The sequence below is a fragment of the Blastococcus capsensis genome (assembly GCF_030165005.1).
Classification (GTDB): Bacteria; Actinomycetota; Actinomycetes; order Mycobacteriales; family Geodermatophilaceae; genus Blastococcus; species Blastococcus capsensis.
Genome location: NZ_JASNNW010000004.1, coordinates 37,239 through 54,139, shown reverse-complemented (window position 1 = coordinate 54,139; position 16,901 = coordinate 37,239). Strand labels below are relative to the sequence as shown.

Below are 16,901 nucleotides of genomic sequence, written 5' to 3'. Positions count from 1 at the left end.
GCCGGCAGTCCGACGGCACCTGCCACCCCGTCGGCGCAGGACCCCGGTGATCATCTGGCCGGTCCCCCACCTGGCCCTGTCCCGCGGTGAACGGCGAGACTGTGCGGTGTGAACGAGCAGCCGGTGCAGTTGCGGGTGGCCATGGCGCAGGTCGACACCCGGGTCGGCGACCTGGCGGGCAACAGCGACCTCGTCCTCCGCTGGGCGGCGAAGGCCGCAGAGGCCGGCGCCCACCTCGTCGTCTTCCCGGAGATGACGCTGACCGGTTACCCCCCGGAGGACCTGGTGCTGCGGGAGTCCTTCGCCCGCGCCAGCGAACAGGCGCTGGTGGACCTCGGGGCCCGGCTGGCCGCCGACGGGCTCGGGAACCTCGCCGTCGTCGTCGGGTACCTGGCGCACACCGAGGGCAGCGGCCCGGCACCGGTGGACGAGCCCCCCACCGACGACGATCGGCCCTCCGACGCCAACCCCCGCCGGGGCGCGCCGCGGAACGCCGCCGCGCTCCTGCACGGAGGCGACGTCGTCGTCCGCTACTACAAGCGGCACCTCCCCAACTACGGCGTCTTCGACGAGGCCCGCTACTTCGTGCCCGGCACCGAGCTGCCCGTCGTGCGGCTGCACGGGGTGGACGTGGCCCTGACCGTGTGCGAGGACCTCTGGGTGGAGGGCGGCCCGTGCGGAGTGGCCGGTCAGGCCGGGGTCGACCTGGTCGTCTCCCCCAACGCCTCACCGTACGAGCGGGCCAAGGACGATCTCCGGCTTCCGCTGGTGCAGCGCCGGGCCGCTGAGGCGCGGGCGGCGATCCTCTACTGCAACCAGGTCGGCGGCCAGGACGAGCTCGTCTTCGACGGCGACTCGATGGCGGTCTCCCCCACCGGCGAGCTGCTGGCCCGGGCGCCGCAGTTCGTCGAGCACCTGCTGACCGTCGACCTGGCGCTCGACCCGTCTGCGGTACCCGAGCGGCGCGCAGGCCGGGTCGGCCCGATGACCGTCACCCGGCACGTGTTGTCGGAGCAGCCGGTCGATGTCTACGAGGCGCAGCCGCCCACGATCGCCGATCCGCTCAGCGACTGCGAGGAGGTCTGGCGGGCCCTGGTGCTGGGCCTCAGGGACTTCATCGACAAGAACGGCATGCCCTCGGTGGTGCTCGGGCTCTCGGGCGGCATCGACTCCGCCGTGGTCGCCGCCCTGGCCGTCGACGCGCTCGGCGCCGACCGCGTGCACGGCGTCGGGCTGCCCTCGAAGTGGTCCAGCGAGCACTCGCTCGCCGACGCCGAGGACCTCGCGCACCGTACCGGCCTGCACTACTCCGCGGTGCCGATCGCGCCGATGGTCGACGCCTTCCACGGGGCGGCCGAGCTCACCGGCGTCGCGGCCGAGAACCTGCAGGCGCGGGTCCGCGGCACGCTGCTCATGGGGCTGTCGAACCAGCACGGGCACCTCCTGCTGACGACCGGCAACAAGAGCGAGATCGCCGTCGGCTACTCGACCCTGTACGGCGACTCGGCCGGCGGGTTCGCACCCATCAAGGACGTGCCCAAGACCCTGGTCTGGGAGCTGGCCCGCTGGCGCAACGACGAGGCCCGGCGCCGCGGGGAGACCGAACCGATCCCGCGGAACTCGATCGACAAGCCGCCGTCGGCGGAGCTGGCGCCGGGTCAGGTCGACAGCGACTCGCTGCCCTCCTACGAGGAGCTCGACGCGGTCATCGCCGACTACGTCGACGGCGACCTCGGCATGGCCGAGCTGCTGGAGAGGGGCCATGACCCCGAGGTGGTGGCGCGGGTGCTGCGACTGGTGGACGGCGCCGAGTTCAAGCGCCGCCAGTCCGCCCCCGGCACCAAGATCAGCCTGAAGGCGTTCGGGCGGGACCGGCGCCTGCCCGTCACCAACCGGTGGCGCGAGACCCTGCCCACCGTGCGAGAGGGAGCGAAGCCATGACCGAGTCGGTGCTCTACGGCGGCTCCTCGTCGGCCCGGGTGCGGATCCACCACCTGCAGCAGGCCAAGGCCCGCGGCGAGAAGTGGGCGATGCTCACCGCCTACGACACCTACAGCGCGGCCATCTTCGAGGAGGCCGGCATCCCGGTGATGCTGGTGGGTGACTCCGCCGGCAACGTCGTCCTCGGGCACACCAGCACCGTCGCGGTCACCGTGGAGGACCTGCTGGTGATGACCAGGGCGGTCACCCGCTCCACGAAGCGGGCGCTGATCGTCGCCGACCTGCCGTTCGGCAGCTACGAGAGCGGGCCGCAGCAGGCCTTCGACACCGCCGTCCGCATGATGAAGGACGGCGGTGCGCAGGCGGTGAAGCTCGAGGGCGGAGCGCGGGTGGCTCCGCAGATCACGCTGCTGCAGGAGTCCGGCATCCCCGTGATGGCGCACATCGGGTTCACGCCGCAGAGCGAGCACGCCCTCGGCGGTTTCCGGGTGCAGGGCCGTGGCGCCGGCGCCGAGCAGTTGCTCGCCGACGCGCACGCGGTGCAGGAGGCCGGCGCGTTCGCCGTCGTCCTGGAGATGGTGCCGGCCGAGATCGCCGGTCGGGTGACCAAGGAGCTGTCCATCCCGACGATCGGCATCGGCGCCGGCGTGGACTGCGACGCGCAGGTGCTGGTGTGGCCGGACATGGCCGGCCTCAACGGCGGTCGGGTGCCGAAGTTCGTGAAGAAGTACGCCGACCTGCGGGGCGAGCTGCTGCGTGCGGCGAAGGAGTACGCCGACGAGGTCCGCGGTGGGGTCTTCCCGGGACCCGAGCACTCGTTCGACTGATCGCCCTCCGGGCGATCGACCGCGCCGATGGCCGTGCCCCGGTCGGGCTGAGCCGCTGCGTGCCCCCTCGGGGCGGCCTCCGGCCCCCGCTCGTCAGGACATCGCGGCCGGGATGCGCCCCCTCCGCCGGCGGTGCCGCACGGTCAGCAGCCCGTAGCCGAGGGCGTTGAGCCCGAACGCCACGGTGTAGACGCCCAGCCGGGTACCGGTCGCGGCGACGTCGAGGCCCAGCGGGTCGAAGACGTAGTGCCCGAGGAACCCGCTCTGGAACGGGTCCGCCCCGGCGCGTTTCCGCAGCCAGAGCTCCAGTTCGGTCAGCGGGCAGTCGGCCCCGGCCAGGTTGACGGCCAGGATCGCCAGGCCCACCGGCACGTGCAGCCACAGCACCCGGGGACACCGGAGCGCGAGCAGCGCGCCGGTGAGCATGAACAGGACGGCGGCCGCGTGCAGGACGGCCACCGCGTCCGCGAGCAGCAGCACGCCCGCAGTCTGGCACCGATCACCCGGACAGCCGGCGCGCCAGCACCTCCGGGGCCTCGACCAGCGACGGGCCGTACCAGGTGAGGTGCCGGCCGCTGACGAAGACCGGCCGGGCCTGCGGCCACGCCTCCGGCCCGTCGTCCGGGGCGAACGCGTACGGCTCGTCCGGGAACACCACCAGCTCCGCGGCGACGGCCGCAGGCTCGTCCCGGCCCAGCTGCGGGTACCGGTCGGCGTGCCCGGCGAAGACGTTGCGCACGCCCAGCCTCGCCAGCACGTCGCCGGCGAAGGTGTCCCGGCCCAGCACCATCCACGGACGGCGCCAGATCGGGACGACGGCGTCGACGGCAGGCACCGCCGGTGGAGCCGCCCAGACGTCGCGGGCGCGCCGCAGCCAGGCGGGATCGGAGCGGCCCAGCACCTGGAGCATGCGGGCCAGCGAGTCGAGCGCCTGCGGCACCGTGGCCGGGGCCGTGACCCAGACCGGGACGCCGGCGGCCCGCAGCGCCGCGACGTCCTCGTCCCGGTTCTCCTCTGCGTTGGCGACCACCAGGTCGGGGGCCAGCTCGAGCACCCGGGCGAGGTCCGGCCACTTCGTCCCGCCGACACGCGGCACGTCCAGGCCGGCCGGATGGGTGCACCAGTCGGTGGCGCCGGCGAGGAGCCCGGCGTCGGTGGCCGCGATCGCCTCGGTCAGCGACGGGACCAGCGACACGACACGGCGCGGCGGCGGACCGCCGTAGGCCGTTCCCCGGTCGTCCCGCAACGGCTACACGTCGGTGACGCGGATGCCGGCGTGCACCTTGTAGCGGCGGTTCACCGACACGAGATTGACCGTGAGGGCCTCCACCTGGCGGGCGTTGCGCAGCCGGCCGGCGTAGATGCCGCGCATGCCGGGGATGCGCCCGGCCAGCGCCTGCACCGTGTCCATCGAGGCGCGGTCGTCGCCGACCACCATCACGTCGCCGTCGATGGTCGGCTGCGAGAGGTCCTCCAGCAGCTTGGCCGACAGGTGGTGGAACGCCCCCACAACGTGCGAGTCGGGCAGCAGCGCAGCCGCCTGCTGGGCGACGCTGCCCTCCTCCACGTCGAGCACGTAGGCGCCCAGCTCGTCGAAGCCCATGGGCACGACGCAGTCGACGACGACCTTGCCGGCCAGCGGAGTGACGAGCTCGCGGAGCGTCTGGCCGTGCCCGGCGAAGGGAACGGCCACGATGACGAGGTCCGCAGCGCCCGCGACGTCGACGTTGGAGCCGCCCGTGACCGAGACGGCGGCGTTCCCGGCGACCGTCGCCGCCCGCTCGGCGACCTCTGCGGCCACCTCCGCCGCGCGGTCGGCGTCCCGCGACCCGAGCAGCATCCGCTGGCCCTGGGCGGCGAGCCGGACGGCCAGCCCGCGACCCTGCGGCCCGGTGCCACCCAGCACTCCGACGACCAGCTCCTCGACCGCGCGCCCGTCCGTCACGTCCACCCCTTCCGCGGCGCCGGACAGCCCGGCTCCTCCGACCGATCATGCCCCGCCGCGGAAACCGGGCTCAGTCGCCCTTCCAGCGACGATCCTCGGCATCGAGCTCCTCGTTCCGCTCGGCGACGGCCTCGAGGGCGTGCTCGGCCTCCTGCCGGGTGTCGTACGGGCCCAGCCGGTGCCGCTCGGCGCAGCCCTCCCGCGGCTCGACCGCGTGGTGCTTGAGACAGAAGAACCAGGGTCCCTCGGCCATGTACCGCTCCTTCGCTCGTCGTCCTCCCACCAGCCTGGCATCCCCCGGCCGCGCCCGCTCAGGCCTCGGCCGGTCCGGGCCTGCCGCCGGCGGGGGATCCTCCGATCGATTGCATCCCCGGCCCGTCGCGCACGAGACGGTGCCGGGAAACGAATCCGTCGTGCATCCTGCTGCAGTGATCCACCCGGACGGACGCGCTCCTGACCTCGGCATCAGCGCTCCGGAACCGGCCGCGGCCGACCGTGTGGAGCGCGAGGTCGCCGCCGTCACGCTGGCCGTGCTGCTCGTCGTCGGTGCGCTCATGGGCTCGATCAACCTCGTCGTGGACGGGGTGCTCCGCGATGGGACAGCCCGCTGGGTCTACGGCGGGACCATGCTCCTGCTGCTCGCGATCGCCGTCTCCCTGGCGGTGCGGGGCCGGGTCGGGGGCGGGCACACCTTCGCGCTGGTGCTGCTCGGCGACCTGATCTACCTCGTCGTCGTGCTCTGCATCGAGGACCCGCTGCGGTACGCCACCCCGCTGATGCTGTTGTTCCCGGCACTCGTGGCGGCCTGGTTCCTGGATCTGCGGCAGCTCTACGTGCACATGGTGGTGACGGCGGCGGTCTGCCTCGCGGCGCTGTGGCCGAGCTACGACAGCGCCGTGGGGCTCGGCGTCCAGGTCGGGGTCAGCGCCGGCACGCTGAACGCCGCGGCGGTGGGGGTCTTCCTGCTCCGCCGGCGGGTGCAGCGGCTCCTGGTGGCCACCGAGACCCTCAGCCGCCTCGACCCGCTGACCGGGCTGCACAACCGCCGGTACCTCGTCGAGCAGGCGCCGCGGCTGTGGCGCCAGGCGCGCCGGGACGCCACCCAGGTGAGCGCCATGGTGCTGGACCTGGACCACTTCAAGCGGCTCAACGACCAGTTCGGGCACGCGGTGGGCGACTCCGTGCTCGGCGCCGTCGCCAGGTCGCTGCAGAGCACCGTCCGCCCGGCCGACGTCCTGGCCCGTACCGGCGGCGAGGAGCTGGTCGTCCTGGGCGCGGTCACCGACCTCGCGGAGGCGATCCGCCTCGCCGAGCGCCTCCGGACGTCCGTGGCGGAGAGCCACGGCGCGGAGCGGCACGCGGTGACCGCATCGGTCGGCCTGGCCGTGGCCCGCCCGGTCGACGGCGAGGACCCCGTCGCCGCGCTGTGGCGGCTCGTCGACCGGGCCGACGTCGCCATGTACGAGGCGAAGCGCGCGGGGCGGGACCGGGTGTGCACCTCCGCGCGGTCGCCGGAGCCGGAGCAGACGACCGTCTGCTGACGGCGCTGTCGCACGACCGGGGGACGGCGCCGGCCGCGCTCCGGCGTCTCGACCGGTGGGTTCGGCGGTTCTCTGCTTCGCTCTAGGGCATGTCGCTCGTCGCGCCTGATCCGACGCGGACGGTCCCGCTGCCGCTGCGGGAGCAGGCCGACGTGCGCGACCGGTGGCTGACCGAACGGCTCCTCGACGTGCTCCCCGGGCTGATGGACCGGGCCGGCATCGACCTGTGGGTGGTGGTCGGCCGCGAGTACAACGAGGACCCGGTCCTGGCCACGCTGCTGCCGGCCACCTGGCTCACGGCCCGGCGGCGGACGATCCTGCTGCTGCACCGCAGCGACGACGGCGTCACCCCCGCGGCGGTCTCCCGGTACCCGGTGGGGCAGTTCCTGCCCGCCTGGACGGCCGCGCGCTCCACCGGGCGCGCCACCGAACGTGCCCAGTGGGCGGAGGTGCGGCGGTTCGTGGAGCAGGCCGGTCCGCTCCGGATCGGCGTCGACGTCTCCGAACGGTTCGCCCTGGCCGACGGTCTGTCGCACACCGACCACCGCCTGCTCACCGAGGCGCTCGGACCCTACGCCGAGCGGCTGGTGTCGGCCGAGCAGCTGGCCGTCGGGTGGCTGGAGACCCGGCTGGCCGAGGAGATCGCGGTGCTGCACGTGCTCAACCGGCTGGTGCACCAGGTAATCGCCGAGGCGTTCTCCCCTGCCGTCGTCACGGTGGGGACGACGACGGCGCTCGACGTGGCCTGGTGGATCCGGCAGCGCTTCCACGATCTGGGCGTGGAACCGTGGTTCCAGCCCACGGTCGTGCTGCAGCGGGCCGGGGTGCCCCTCACCGAGGAGCAGGGCACGCTCCTGCCCGCGGTCCCCTACGACGCCGTCGTCCAGCCCGGCGACCTGATGCAGTGCGACGTGGGGCTGACCAGCCTGGGGCTGCGGACCGACACCCAGCGCAACGCCTACGTGCTCCGCCCGGGCGAGTCCGCCGCCCCCGACGGGTTGCGGGCCGCGCTGCGGACGGCGAACCGGCTGCAGGAGCTCACCACCGCCGCTCTCGTGCCCGGCCGCACGGGCAACGAGGTGCTGACCGCGGCCCGGGTGGCCGCGGTCGCCGAGGGGATCGACGGCGACGTCTACTCGCACCCGATCGGTTACCACGGCCACGGCGCCGGACCGGCGATCGGGCAGTGGGACGAGCAGGGCGGCGTACCGGGGGCCGGCGACTACCCGGTGCACCGCGACACGGCGTACGCGCTGGAGCTCGCGGTCCGCCGGCCGGTGCCCGAGTGGGGCGGTCAGTGCGTGCGGCTGGGCCTCGAGGAGGGCATCGCGCTCACCGACGACGGCGTGGAGTACCTCGACGGCCGGCAGACCGAGTTCCTGCTCATCGGCTGACCACCGGCGGTCCCGCACAGGGACCGCCGGTGGGCGACCTACTTCTTCCGCGCGGCGGCGGTCTTCTTGCCGTTCGCCTTCTGGATGGCGTCGACCAGTTCCTTCTTCTTCATCTTCGAGCGGCCGGAGATGTCCAGCTTCTTGGCCAACTTCTTCAGATGGTCCTTGGTGGCGTTGGCGTCGACCCCACCCTTGGTCTCCTTGTTCGTACCGCGGCCGCCTTCGGCCTGCTCGTCGGAGGGTCCCTTCTTGCCGCCCTCCTTGGGCTCCCAGTGATCGCCGACCTTCTCGTGGGTGTGCTTGAGCGCCGAGTACGCGGTCTGGTGCGCCCGGCGGCCCTCGCCGTAGGACTCCACTGCGGAGTCGTGCGCCTTGGCGTAGGTGCGCTGCGCCTTCTTGTCCGAGCGCTGGATCGTGCTCGGCAGCTCTTCCTTCTTCGCCTTGCCATCCTTCTTCGTCTTGGGCATGACCTCTCCTCTCGTCGGGAGCGGCCCTACCCAGGACGCCGGAGATGATCACATCGCGAGGAACGCCGATCAGCGCGGGAGCAGCTCCTCCGGCGCCTCCTCGGCCATGTGGTGCCCGCTTTCGATCCGGCTGCCGCCGCGCAGGTCGGTGGTCCAGCCGGCCCAGATCGCCCGCGGGTCCCCGTGCAGCTGCTCGATGTCGTCGCGGGCCGACCACAGCACCAGGGTCGGGCAGGTGACCTTCCGTCCCGCGGCCCGGTCGGCCTCCTCGGCGGCCCGGTCCAGGTGCTCGACGATCGGGATGCAGTCGAGCACCGCCAGCCGGCTGACGGCGCCCGGGTGGTCCAGCGCCGTGCGCAGCGCCACGTAACTGCCCCTGTCGTGGCCCACGACGGCGAACCGGTCGTGGCCGAGGGACCGCATCAGGGCGACGACGTCACCCGCCATCGCGCGCGTCGAGTAGGGCGCGTGGTCGGGAGTCGTCGGTACCACCGTGGACCGCCCGTAGCCGCGCAGGTCCGGGCAGACGACGGTGTGCCCGGCGGCGACCAGCAGCGGGGCGACCCGATGCCATGTGGTGTGCGTCCGTGGGTGCCCGTGCAGCAGAACCACCGGCGGCCCCCGGCCGCCGCTGCGCACCCGGAGGACGACACCGCCGCCGACGTCGACCCGTTGCTCGGTGAAGCCGTCGAAGAACGGCACCTCAGCCCTCCAGGTACCGGCTCCAGTGCGCGCGCTCGCCGTCGGTCATGGCCCGGCTGGCGTTCGTGCCGTAGTCGAACACCACCAGGACGACGTCGGCCCGGATCGCCACCTCGCCGTCCTGCGCCAGCTCCTGCCGGAGGGTGAAGGACTTGCTGCCCAGCCGGGTCACCCAGCTGTGCACGCAGAGCTCCTCACCGACCCGGTAGTAGAGCTGGCGCAGGTAGTCGACCTCCAGACGGGCCAGGATCAGCCCGCCGCCGGCGTGGTCGTCGCCCAGCGCCAACCGCGCGTCCTCGAGGAGGCTCAGCGCCCGTGCGTGGTTGACGTGCCCCAGCATGTCGGGGTCCGACCAGCGCAGCCGGACCGGGTGCTCGTGCCGCACGTCAGGGCAAGTCGGCGGTGTCGGACGACTGCCGGTGCCCGCCCTGGGCGTCGTCGGCATCGGTGTTGACCGTGCGCTCCTCGGACTCGGCGAGGATCACCTCGGCGGCGACCTCCTCCATGCCGCTGCCCTTCACCGCCTCCTCCTCGGGGAGTAGCTGGGAGCGGGTCTCGATGTTGCCTTCGGTGACGTTGTCCAGCGCCTCGGGGCTGGGCTTCTTCTGCGTGGTCACCTCAGAACCGCTGCTGCTCGGTGCCCAGGCCCAGCGCCTCGGCGACCTCCTGGACGTTCTCGAACTGCTGGTCTGCGGGCAGCCGCCGGAGGTCGGCGAGGACGCGGTCGGCAGCGGGCCCCTCCTGGGCTCTGGCGACCAGCTGGTCGCGGTCGGCCGGCCACACCTCCTTGCCCAGGGCCTCGGCGATCGCCGCGCGGCGCTCGATGTCGCCCGCACTGGTGCCGGGCGGGGTGGCGGGCTGGTGCGGGTCGGTCACGGGGTCTCCTCGGGTCGTCCGGTGCGGGTCTGGATCACTGGGCCGACGGCGTGGAGGCGTCGGTGTAGCGGAGGATCGCCGCCACCGGCTCCTCGCCGGGCAGCGCGGCACCAGGGACGACGAGCACGCCGGCGGCGCTGGCGACCCCGGCCTCGACGAGCGCTGCGCCGGCCGGGACGACCTCACCGTGGACGCCCAGGGCGTCCATGTCCTGCTGCTTCACGCCGAGCTCCAGCGGGCCGCTGCCCACCAGCAGCGTGGCGTCGTCGTCCCAGGGGTCGGTGAGGACCAGCGTCTCGACCTGACCCTTGCGCAGCGCCTCGACGACGGCCGGGGTGCCGGCGACGGCGAGACCGTGCGCGCCGGCGCCCTGCACCTGCTCCACCGCGGTGGCGATGTCGCGGGCCTCGTGCTCGGCGATCAGTTCCGCCGTCCGCCGCTCGACCGGCTCGCGGTCGGCACCGGCGGCACGGCCGCCCTCCTCCATGGTGACGACGAGATCGGACCACGCGGCGGGCGCCTTGTCGCTGAGGATCTGCCGGGCCCGCACATCGCCGGCGATCAGGACGAACCTGAGCTGCAGGCGACGGGCGAAGGAGGTCAGCTCGTCGATCACCAGCCCGGCGTTCTCCTCCCACTGGTTCTCGGCGGTGTGCATGTAGGTGTTGTGCGCCCAGCCGCCGACCTTCACCTTGCGCATGTGGAAGGTGTCGCCCTCCACCTGCCGCTCCTCGTCCGGCTGGCCCGCGAGCCCCGCGACGGTGATGTCGGCGCCCACCCGGTCGGCGACGACCACGATGTGCGGCACCCGGCCGGCGAGCTGGCGCAGCACCGGGAGCAGGTCGGGGTGGGGCGCCCACTCGGCGGTCTCGCGGGCAGGAGCGTCGGCCAGCACCTGGTCGAGCACGACCGACCCGTCGGCGGCGACGACGACCGCCCGGCCCTTCAGCGTGCCGGCCTCGCCCCCCTCGTTGCCCTCGGTCAACCGGGCGCGCACAGCCTCGACGACGGCCTCGGGGGCGCCCTGCTCGGCCAGCTGCTCGGTCAGCGCACGCACCCGCAGATCGAGCTCCGCGTCGGCGCTCTCGGTGGTGTGGGTGACGTCGGCGCACACGGTGGCGTAGGGCCCAGCGGCGGCGAACACCGGCTCCAGGAAGGACACGTCCATGACAGCGGGACAACTCCTCGGTCGATCGGGGGTGCTCGGACCGGGAGCCGCGACCGGTGGCCGCGACTCCCGCCGTCGCCGCCTACCCACCGACCGGCAGCTCACACCCGGTGTCGGATCGCAGGCGGCCGGGTAGGCGGCTCCCGACCCGAGAACCTCTCGAGAGGATGAGCGATGACCGTGCGCGACGATCTGCCGTTGCCCGACTACGACCACCTGCCCGTGGGTTCGCTCACGTCCCGGATCCGCACGCTGGGTTCCGATGACCTCAAGACGCTGCTGGACTACGAGCGTTCCCACGCCAACCGCATGCAGGTGGTGGCCGCGATGGAGCACCGGCTGAACGGGCTCGCCGAGGGCGCCGAGCCTTCCGGTGGCGACCCGGCGGCACCCGCCCCCGAGGCTGCGCCGGCGGCCGCGGGGGGCTCCAAGGTGTCCGAGGCGACGACGGGACCGAAGATGAACCCGCCGTCGCAGGGCGACCCGACCAACCCGGCGCAGCCCCGCTCGACCGGCTGATCCAGCCCGCCTAGTGCGACCTGATCCAGCCCGCCGAATGCGACGCACTCGTGGTCATCAGCTGCTGATGGCCACGAGTTCGTCGCATTCGCCGCCGTGTACGGCAGTTGGTCGCGGTGTCGTCCGGAGGACGACGATGTCACGGCCCGCTGAAGGCGGCGGCGATGTCCATGACCGCCGGACCGAGCAGCACGATGAACAGGGTCGGCAGGATGCAGAGGATCAGCGGGAAGATCACCTTGACCGGGATCTGCATGGCCTTCTCCTCGGCACGCTGACGGCGCTTGAGCCGCATCTCCGCCGCCTGGGTGCGCAGCACGTCGGCGATGGAGACGCCGTACTGGTCGGCCTGCACGACGGCGCGGATGAACCGGCGCAGGTCCGGGACGCCGGTCCGCTCGGCCAGAGCCAGGTAGGCGTCGCGCCGCGGTTGGCCGACGGCGATGTCCTGCAGGGTGCGCACCAGCTCCTCGGCCAGCGCGCCCTTTCCGTTGTTGCCGGCGCGCGCCATGGCCGACTCGAACCCCAGCCCCGCCTCCACGGCGATGGTCATCTGGTCGAGGGTGTCGGCCAGCTCCAGGGCGATCGCCTCCTGGCGCTCCTGCCCGCGGCTGTGCAGCAGCAGCTCCGGGAGGAAATAGCAGACGACGGTGCCGATGATCGCGGCACCACCGGTCAACGGGCCCGGTGAGGACGTGGCCAGGAGAAGCCCGAGCGCTCCCGCGACCAGTCCGAGGACCAGCTTCGCCGCCACGAGCTTCGGCACCGGCCACGCCGCGGGGCGCCCGGCCCGGCCGGCCAGGCGGTCCAGCCGGGCGACCGTCCCCCGCGGGGTGAGGCCCCGCGCCAGCCTGGAGAGAAGGCCCGGGCCCGTGCGGCCGGCCGGGCCGACGGGACCGGCCGCCACGATGCCGCGCACGAGGTTGTCGCGGGCCTGGGCGCTCGCCGCGCCCGCTCCGGAGAACAGCGACCAGCCGAGCACGGGCAGGGCCACGGAGACGGCTCCCGCGGCCAGGAGCACGGCGACAGGCGAGGACGGCGTCAGCACGGCTCCCCCTGCGGGGCAGCGACGAGGACCGTGTCCCGGTTCCCCTGCGGAGCAGTGTTGGTCATCAGAAGGTGATCCTCACGGTCTTCCTGAGCCACAGGCCGCCGAGCAGGAGCATCACTGCCGCCCCGGCGAGCATGCCGTAGCCGACGAGGCTCTCGGTGAACTTCGCCAGGTACTCCGGGTTGCTGACCGAGAGGAACCCGGTCACGCCGAAGGGCAGCGCCATCAGCACGGTCGCCGAGAGCTTGCCCTCGGCCGAGAGCGCCTTCACCTGCCGTCGGATGGCGTTGCGCTCGCGGATGGTGTTGCCGACCGCGTCGAGCACCTCGGCGAGGTTGCCACCGACCTCGCGGTGGATGGCGATGGCCTGCGCGACCCAGCTGAAGTCCTCACTGCCCATGCGCGCGGCGACCTCGTCGAGCGCGTCGTTGAGATCGCGGCCCACGCGGGTCTCGTTGACGATCCGGGCGAACTCCTCCGACGTCGGCGCCTCCGCTTCGTGCGACACCGAGTCGACCGCACGCAGGAGGCTGTGGCCCGCGCGCAGGCTGCTGGCCATCAACTGCAGCGAGTCGTCGAGCTGGTCGGCGAAGGCCGCCTGCCGCCGCCCGGCGCGGAAACCGAGCACCAGCCTGGCGCCGAACGGGACGAGCACGAGGAAGAGGACCGCCACCAGGGGGCCCCCCAGCAGGGCCCCGACGACCGTGCCGACGACCGTGGTCAGCCCGACGGCGAGGACGAAGTTGGGCAGCGTCGTCGACATGCCGGCCCGCTCCAGCGCCGCGGCGCCGGCGGCCAGCCGACCGCGCTTGTGCAGCACCTTCTCCACGGCAGTCCCGACCGCCGCGCCGGCACCGGCCAGCGTCGACGTGGGAGGCGCCACCGACGGGTCGAGGCGGCTCAGCGGCACCCGTGACGGGCCGCCCGGGAGGACGACGAGGGCGACGATCAGCACGGCCGCGGCGACCGCCCCGATGCCGAGGGGCAGGAGGGCTGCGGACATGGTCACCACCTCTTGGCAGCGGCCGGCTCGACCGCGCCGAAGACCCGCGGCGAGAGCGTGATGCCCAGGTCGTCGAACTTGTCGGTGAACCGGGGGCGGACGCCGGTAGGCACCGGCTTGCCGAGGAACTTCCCGTGCGCGTCGACGCCGGCGGAGTAGTCGAAGAGGAACGCGTCCTGCAGGGTCACGGTCTCCCCCTCCATGCCCTGCACCTCGGTCACGTGGGTGACGCGCCGGCTGCCGTCGCGCAGGCGGGTGACCTGCACGACGAGGTCGACGGCGGAGGCGATCTGCTCGCGGATGGCCCGCAGCGGCAGGTCCATGCCGGCCATCAGGACCAGGGTCTCCAGCCGGGCGATCGCATCGCGCGGGGTGTTGGCGTGCACGGTCGACAGCGACCCGTCGTGGCCGGTGTTCATCGCCTGGAGCATGTCCAGGGACTCCCCACCCCGGCACTCCCCCACCACGATCCGGTCCGGCCGCATGCGGAGGGAGTTGCGGACCAGGTCGCGGATGGTGATCGCTCCCTTGCCCTCGATGTTGGGCGGCCGGGACTCCAGCCGGACGACGTGGTCCTGTTGCAGCTGCAGCTCGACGGCGTCCTCGATCGTGACGATGCGCTCGCCGTCGGGGATGAAGGACGAGAGCACGTTGAGCAGCGTGGTCTTCCCCGTACCGGTACCGCCGGAGACGATCACGTTGAGCCGGGCCTCGACGCAGGCGTTGAGCAGCTCGGCCATCTCCGGGGAGAGCGTGCCGAAGTTGATCAGGTCCTCGACCGTGAACGGGTCCTTGGAGAACTTGCGGATGGTCAGCGTGGAGCCGCTGAACGCCAGCGGCGGGATCACCGCGTTGACACGGGAGCCATCGGCCAGGCGTGCGTCGACCAGGGGCGAGGACTCGTCGATCCGCCGTCCCACCCGGGAGACGATGCGGTCGATGACCCGCCTCAGGTGCTCTTCGGAGGTGAACCGCGTGGCGGTGCGCTCCAGCCGGCCGCTGCGCTCGACGTAGATGGCGTCCGGGCCGTTGACCATGATCTCGCTGACCGCGGAGTCGTCGAGCAGCCGCTGCAGCGGCCCGTACCCCAGCACGTCGTCGGCCAACTCGGCGGTGAGTCGCTGCCGCTCCTCGGTGCTGAGCGGGACGTTCTCCTCCTCGACGACCTCGTCCAGCTCCTTGAGCACGACCGCGCGCAGCGCGTCCTCGGCCATCGAGGGGTCGTTCATCCGGCTGCCCATGCGCTCGAACAGCGCTTTTCCCACGCGGTCCTTGAGCCGGGCCAGCGCGTCGGTCGGCGGCACGGGTGCCGTGGGCACGGCCGGACGGGGCTTGGGCAGGGTGCGGACGGCGGGGGTCGCCGCAGGCGCCGCGGGCCGCGCGGCCACCGGCGCCTGGGCGGGGGCGGGCTGCCCGGTGGCAGGCGCCGCCCCTCCCCCACCGCGCGCGGCCTCCAGCCGCTGGGCGAGGTTCACGACGATGCCCGGTGCTTGGCCCGGTAGCGGCCGGAGCTCACCAGCGGGGTGGCCGAGAAGCGGGACACCAGCCGGCGCAGCTCGCGCACCATCGGGTCGCGGCGCCCCCCGCTGGCCAGGATCGGGACGCCCTGGTTCGTCGAGGCCGGCACGGCCTTCGACCGCGGCAGCACGACGTCGACGCCGGTGCCGATCGTCGTCTCGACGTCGCGCACCGTCAGCCCGCCCTTCGGGTCGGCGAAGTTCATGACGACGTGCCGCCCCGCCGGGATCATGGCGAGCTCGCGCAGCACGTCGAGCTCCTTGCGCAGCCCACGGACGCCGGGCACGTCCATGCTGGTCAGCATGACCACGTCGGAGGCGCGGTCCAGCGCCGCCAGGGTCTGCTCCGACAGGCCCGGTGCGGTGTCGACGACGACGTAGCGGAACTCGCGGGCCAGGGAGGCGAGGAGGCGGGTGACGTCCTCCCCGCTGACCGTGTCACCGGCCGCCGGGGACTCCGCACCGCACACGGCGAACAGCCCGCTCGGGTGCTGGGTGAGGAAGGTCTTGAGGACCATGGTGTCCTCGGCTGCCGGCCCGCGAACGGCGTCGGGGAGCGTGTACTCGGGCACCAGGCCCAGCGCCGAGGCGACGTCGCCGAACTGCACGTCGAGGTCGACCAGGACGGTGGACTGCGGCGCGGCCGCGGTCAGCCCGATCGCCAGGTTCGTCGAGACCGTCGTCTTCCCCACCCCGCCCTTGGGCGAGGCGACGGTGATGACCCGTCCCGCGTAGCGGTCGGTCTCGCTGCTGGGCCGCAGCACCCGGCGCCGGCCCGCGGCTGCCCGCCCGGCGCGCTCGACGGCAGCGGAGATGTCCGCCACGTCGGCGTCGGGCGGCAGCAGGTCGCGGATGCCCGCGCGCATGGCCGCCTGCCACATCTCCGGCGACGGATCGGTCACCAGGACGACGGTGATCCCCGGCGACTGGACGTCGAGCCGGCTCGCCAGGCTGAGCACCTCCTCCGCCGGGGCGTGCGGGCCCACGAGCAGCACGTCGGGCAGCTCGCCGTCGACCAGCTGCTCGAACAGGCGGGCCGGGTCGCCGGGCAGCCGGCCCGGCGGCAGGACGTGGACGTCGCCGTCGGTGGCCTGCTTGACCCGCAGGATCAGGTCCTCGCCCGCTCCGGCCAGGACGACGCGGCTCACGGACCCACCTCCGGTGCCGGAGCGGAACGGCTGCACCGTGTTGACGAGCGCCCGCTCATGAGTAGGCCTTTCCGTAGATGGTGTCCGGCGTCAGCACCTGCGTGCGGGCGACGTCGGGGTCGACGGGCTCGAGGGACAGCCAGATGCTGGCGTGCTCGGCGCCGAAGACGATGGCCTCGGCCTGGGCGGCGGTGACCGCGAAGGTGATCATGAGACTGCCCGAGGGAGCGGGACCCGAGACGGCTGAGGCACCGTCGGCCGGCGGCGCCGGCGGTGCCGGGGCGCCCTGCACCTGGGTGACCAGGACCTCGTGCAGGACGGCGTGGGTGGTTCCTCCGGCGTCGCCGCCCATGGAGACGAAGATGCCCACCGTGTCGCCGGCGGCCAGCCGGCCGCCCACGGCGCGCTGCGGCTCCAGGACGATGCTGACCTCCTGCATCCCCTCGGGCACCGGGACCGTGCCGGGCGCCTGCCGCTCCTCGGGCCGCACGAAGCGGCTGCCGAGCAACTGCTCCCCCGGCGCCAGGTCGACGGTGGTCACGCGGTCGGCCAGCGCGGCGAGATCGGTGACCCGGCCCGGCAGCGCCGCCTTCGACGGCAGCAGCTCGGTGCGCACCAGTCCTGCCAGGGCGCTGCCGGGGGTGCCGGCCGGGATGGAGGCTCCGGCCACCAGCACGTCCACCGTCTGCACCCCCGCGAGGGCACGGTTCTCCGCGCCGCGCACGTAGCCCACGAGGACGACGGTGCCGACGACGAGCAGGACGAGGGCCGCGACAGCGGCCAGGAGTCGACGTCTCACGAG

The 16,901-nt window shown here is 73.5% G+C and carries 20 protein-coding genes; 5 read left to right on the top strand and 15 right to left on the bottom strand.

The genetic code is table 11. From position 1 onward, the window contains the following. Positions 1-108: 108 nt before the first annotated feature. Both QOZ86_RS05055 and panB read left to right on the top strand, forming a co-directional pair. Entirely contained in the window at positions 109-1,941 is a 1,833-nt protein-coding gene (locus QOZ86_RS05055) for an NAD+ synthase (RefSeq protein ID WP_284490869.1), read from the top strand. Beyond that, positions 1,938-2,768 carry a 3-methyl-2-oxobutanoate hydroxymethyltransferase gene (gene panB, locus QOZ86_RS05050; protein WP_284490868.1) on the top strand — a complete coding sequence of 277 codons (831 nt, stop codon included), beginning with the start codon at positions 1,938-1,940 and terminating at the stop codon, positions 2,766-2,768. The genes QOZ86_RS05055 and panB overlap by 4 nt, the downstream gene beginning before the upstream one ends. 93 nt (positions 2,769-2,861) lie before the next feature. On the opposite strand, the gene QOZ86_RS05045 is transcribed toward panB, so the two are convergent. The 4 genes from QOZ86_RS05045 to QOZ86_RS05030 form a co-directional block, all read right to left on the bottom strand. Continuing rightward, positions 2,862-3,248 (bottom strand): DUF2784 domain-containing protein, encoded by a 387-nt coding sequence (locus QOZ86_RS05045; protein WP_284490867.1) that lies wholly within the window; start codon positions 3,246-3,248, stop codon positions 2,862-2,864. A 19-nt stretch (positions 3,249-3,267) separates the two neighbouring features. Further along, the gene (locus tag QOZ86_RS05040) at positions 3,268-3,963 is read right to left on the bottom strand and encodes a helical backbone metal receptor (RefSeq protein WP_284490866.1); all 696 of its coding nucleotides are present in this window, start codon (positions 3,961-3,963) and stop codon (positions 3,268-3,270) included. 54 nt (positions 3,964-4,017) lie between these two features. Continuing rightward, positions 4,018-4,713: an NADPH-dependent F420 reductase gene (npdG, locus tag QOZ86_RS05035; RefSeq protein ID WP_284490865.1), complete on the bottom strand. Its 696-nt coding sequence runs from the start codon at positions 4,711-4,713 to the stop codon at positions 4,018-4,020. 70 nt (positions 4,714-4,783) lie between these two features. Then, a complete protein-coding gene (locus QOZ86_RS05030) occupies positions 4,784-4,966 on the bottom strand; it encodes a hypothetical protein (protein WP_284490864.1) in 183 nt (60 codons plus the stop codon). A 175-nt stretch (positions 4,967-5,141) separates the two neighbouring features. On the opposite strand from QOZ86_RS05030, the gene QOZ86_RS05025 reads away from it, so the two are divergent. Together QOZ86_RS05025 and QOZ86_RS05020 are read left to right on the top strand one after the other, a co-directional pair. Beyond that, entirely contained in the window at positions 5,142-6,254 is a 1,113-nt protein-coding gene (locus QOZ86_RS05025; RefSeq protein WP_284490863.1) for a GGDEF domain-containing protein, read from the top strand. Between the two features lie 89 nt (positions 6,255-6,343). After that, positions 6,344-7,648, top strand: a complete 1,305-nt coding sequence (locus tag QOZ86_RS05020) for a M24 family metallopeptidase (RefSeq protein WP_284490862.1) — start codon at positions 6,344-6,346, stop codon at positions 7,646-7,648. Between the two features lie 38 nt (positions 7,649-7,686). Here QOZ86_RS05020 and QOZ86_RS05015 read toward each other — a convergent pair whose 3' ends face one another. From QOZ86_RS05015 to QOZ86_RS04990, 6 genes are all read right to left on the bottom strand, one after another. Further along, positions 7,687-8,115, bottom strand: a complete 429-nt coding sequence (locus QOZ86_RS05015; protein ID WP_284490861.1) for a ChaB family protein — start codon at positions 8,113-8,115, stop codon at positions 7,687-7,689. A 69-nt stretch (positions 8,116-8,184) separates the two neighbouring features. Then, complete coding sequence (locus QOZ86_RS05010) at positions 8,185-8,817, bottom strand: alpha/beta fold hydrolase (protein ID WP_284490860.1); 633 nt, start codon at positions 8,815-8,817, stop codon at positions 8,185-8,187. Between the two features lies 1 nt (position 8,818). Continuing rightward, positions 8,819-9,202 (bottom strand): acyl-CoA thioesterase, encoded by a 384-nt coding sequence (locus tag QOZ86_RS05005; protein WP_284490859.1) that lies wholly within the window; start codon positions 9,200-9,202, stop codon positions 8,819-8,821. 1 nt (position 9,203) lies between these two features. Further along, positions 9,204-9,434 carry a hypothetical protein gene (locus QOZ86_RS05000; protein WP_284490858.1) on the bottom strand — a complete coding sequence of 77 codons (231 nt, stop codon included), beginning with the start codon at positions 9,432-9,434 and terminating at the stop codon, positions 9,204-9,206. 1 nt (position 9,435) lies between these two features. After that, positions 9,436-9,693 carry a DUF2795 domain-containing protein gene (locus QOZ86_RS04995; RefSeq protein WP_284490857.1) on the bottom strand — a complete coding sequence of 86 codons (258 nt, stop codon included), beginning with the start codon at positions 9,691-9,693 and terminating at the stop codon, positions 9,436-9,438. A gap of 34 nt (positions 9,694-9,727) precedes the next feature. Further along, positions 9,728-10,861: a baeRF2 domain-containing protein gene (locus tag QOZ86_RS04990; RefSeq protein ID WP_284490856.1), complete on the bottom strand. Its 1,134-nt coding sequence runs from the start codon at positions 10,859-10,861 to the stop codon at positions 9,728-9,730. Positions 10,862-11,035: 174 nt separating this feature from the next. Here QOZ86_RS04990 and QOZ86_RS04985 point away from each other — a divergent pair, with 174 nt between their 5' ends. Next, a complete protein-coding gene (locus QOZ86_RS04985) occupies positions 11,036-11,380 on the top strand; it encodes a DUF8129 domain-containing protein (protein ID WP_284490855.1) in 345 nt (114 codons plus the stop codon). 139 nt (positions 11,381-11,519) lie between these two features. On the opposite strand, the gene QOZ86_RS04980 is transcribed toward QOZ86_RS04985, so the two are convergent. The 5 genes from QOZ86_RS04980 to cpaB all read right to left on the bottom strand — a co-directional run bounded on the left by QOZ86_RS04980 (position 11,520) and on the right by cpaB (position 16,898). After that, a complete protein-coding gene (locus QOZ86_RS04980) occupies positions 11,520-12,428 on the bottom strand; it encodes a type II secretion system F family protein (RefSeq protein ID WP_284490854.1) in 909 nt (302 codons plus the stop codon). A 64-nt stretch (positions 12,429-12,492) separates the two neighbouring features. Next, positions 12,493-13,434 carry a type II secretion system F family protein gene (locus QOZ86_RS04975; RefSeq protein ID WP_284490853.1) on the bottom strand — a complete coding sequence of 314 codons (942 nt, stop codon included), beginning with the start codon at positions 13,432-13,434 and terminating at the stop codon, positions 12,493-12,495. A gap of 2 nt (positions 13,435-13,436) precedes the next feature. Further along, positions 13,437-14,909, bottom strand: coding sequence for a TadA family conjugal transfer-associated ATPase (locus QOZ86_RS04970; protein WP_284490852.1), 1,473 nt, complete (start codon positions 14,907-14,909; stop codon positions 13,437-13,439). Next, on the bottom strand, positions 14,906-16,099 hold the full coding sequence (locus QOZ86_RS04965; protein WP_284490851.1) for a CpaE/TadZ family protein: 1,194 nt from the start codon (positions 16,097-16,099) through the stop codon (positions 14,906-14,908). The genes QOZ86_RS04970 and QOZ86_RS04965 overlap by 4 nt, the downstream gene beginning before the upstream one ends. A gap of 55 nt (positions 16,100-16,154) precedes the next feature. Further along, entirely contained in the window at positions 16,155-16,898 is a 744-nt protein-coding gene (gene cpaB, locus QOZ86_RS04960; RefSeq protein WP_284490850.1) for a Flp pilus assembly protein CpaB, read from the bottom strand. Positions 16,899-16,901: the final 3 nt, after the last annotated feature.

What these genes read in the sequence shown, in the direction of transcription:
- QOZ86_RS05020 (WP_284490862.1), top strand. Translation starts at nt 6,344, where the DNA reads ATGTCGCTCGTCGCGCCTGATCCGACGCGGACGGTCCCGCTGCCGCTG.
- QOZ86_RS04975 (WP_284490853.1), bottom strand. Translation starts at nt 13,434, where the DNA reads ATGTCCGCAGCCCTCCTGCCCCTCGGCATCGGGGCGGTCGCCGCGGCC.
- QOZ86_RS04990 (WP_284490856.1), bottom strand. Translation starts at nt 10,861, where the DNA reads ATGGACGTGTCCTTCCTGGAGCCGGTGTTCGCCGCCGCTGGGCCCTAC.
- QOZ86_RS05015 (WP_284490861.1), bottom strand. Translation starts at nt 8,115, where the DNA reads ATGCCCAAGACGAAGAAGGATGGCAAGGCGAAGAAGGAAGAGCTGCCG.
- panB (WP_284490868.1), top strand. Translation starts at nt 1,938, where the DNA reads ATGACCGAGTCGGTGCTCTACGGCGGCTCCTCGTCGGCCCGGGTGCGG.
- QOZ86_RS04985 (WP_284490855.1), top strand. Translation starts at nt 11,036, where the DNA reads ATGACCGTGCGCGACGATCTGCCGTTGCCCGACTACGACCACCTGCCC.
- QOZ86_RS05030 (WP_284490864.1), bottom strand. Translation starts at nt 4,966, where the DNA reads ATGGCCGAGGGACCCTGGTTCTTCTGTCTCAAGCACCACGCGGTCGAG.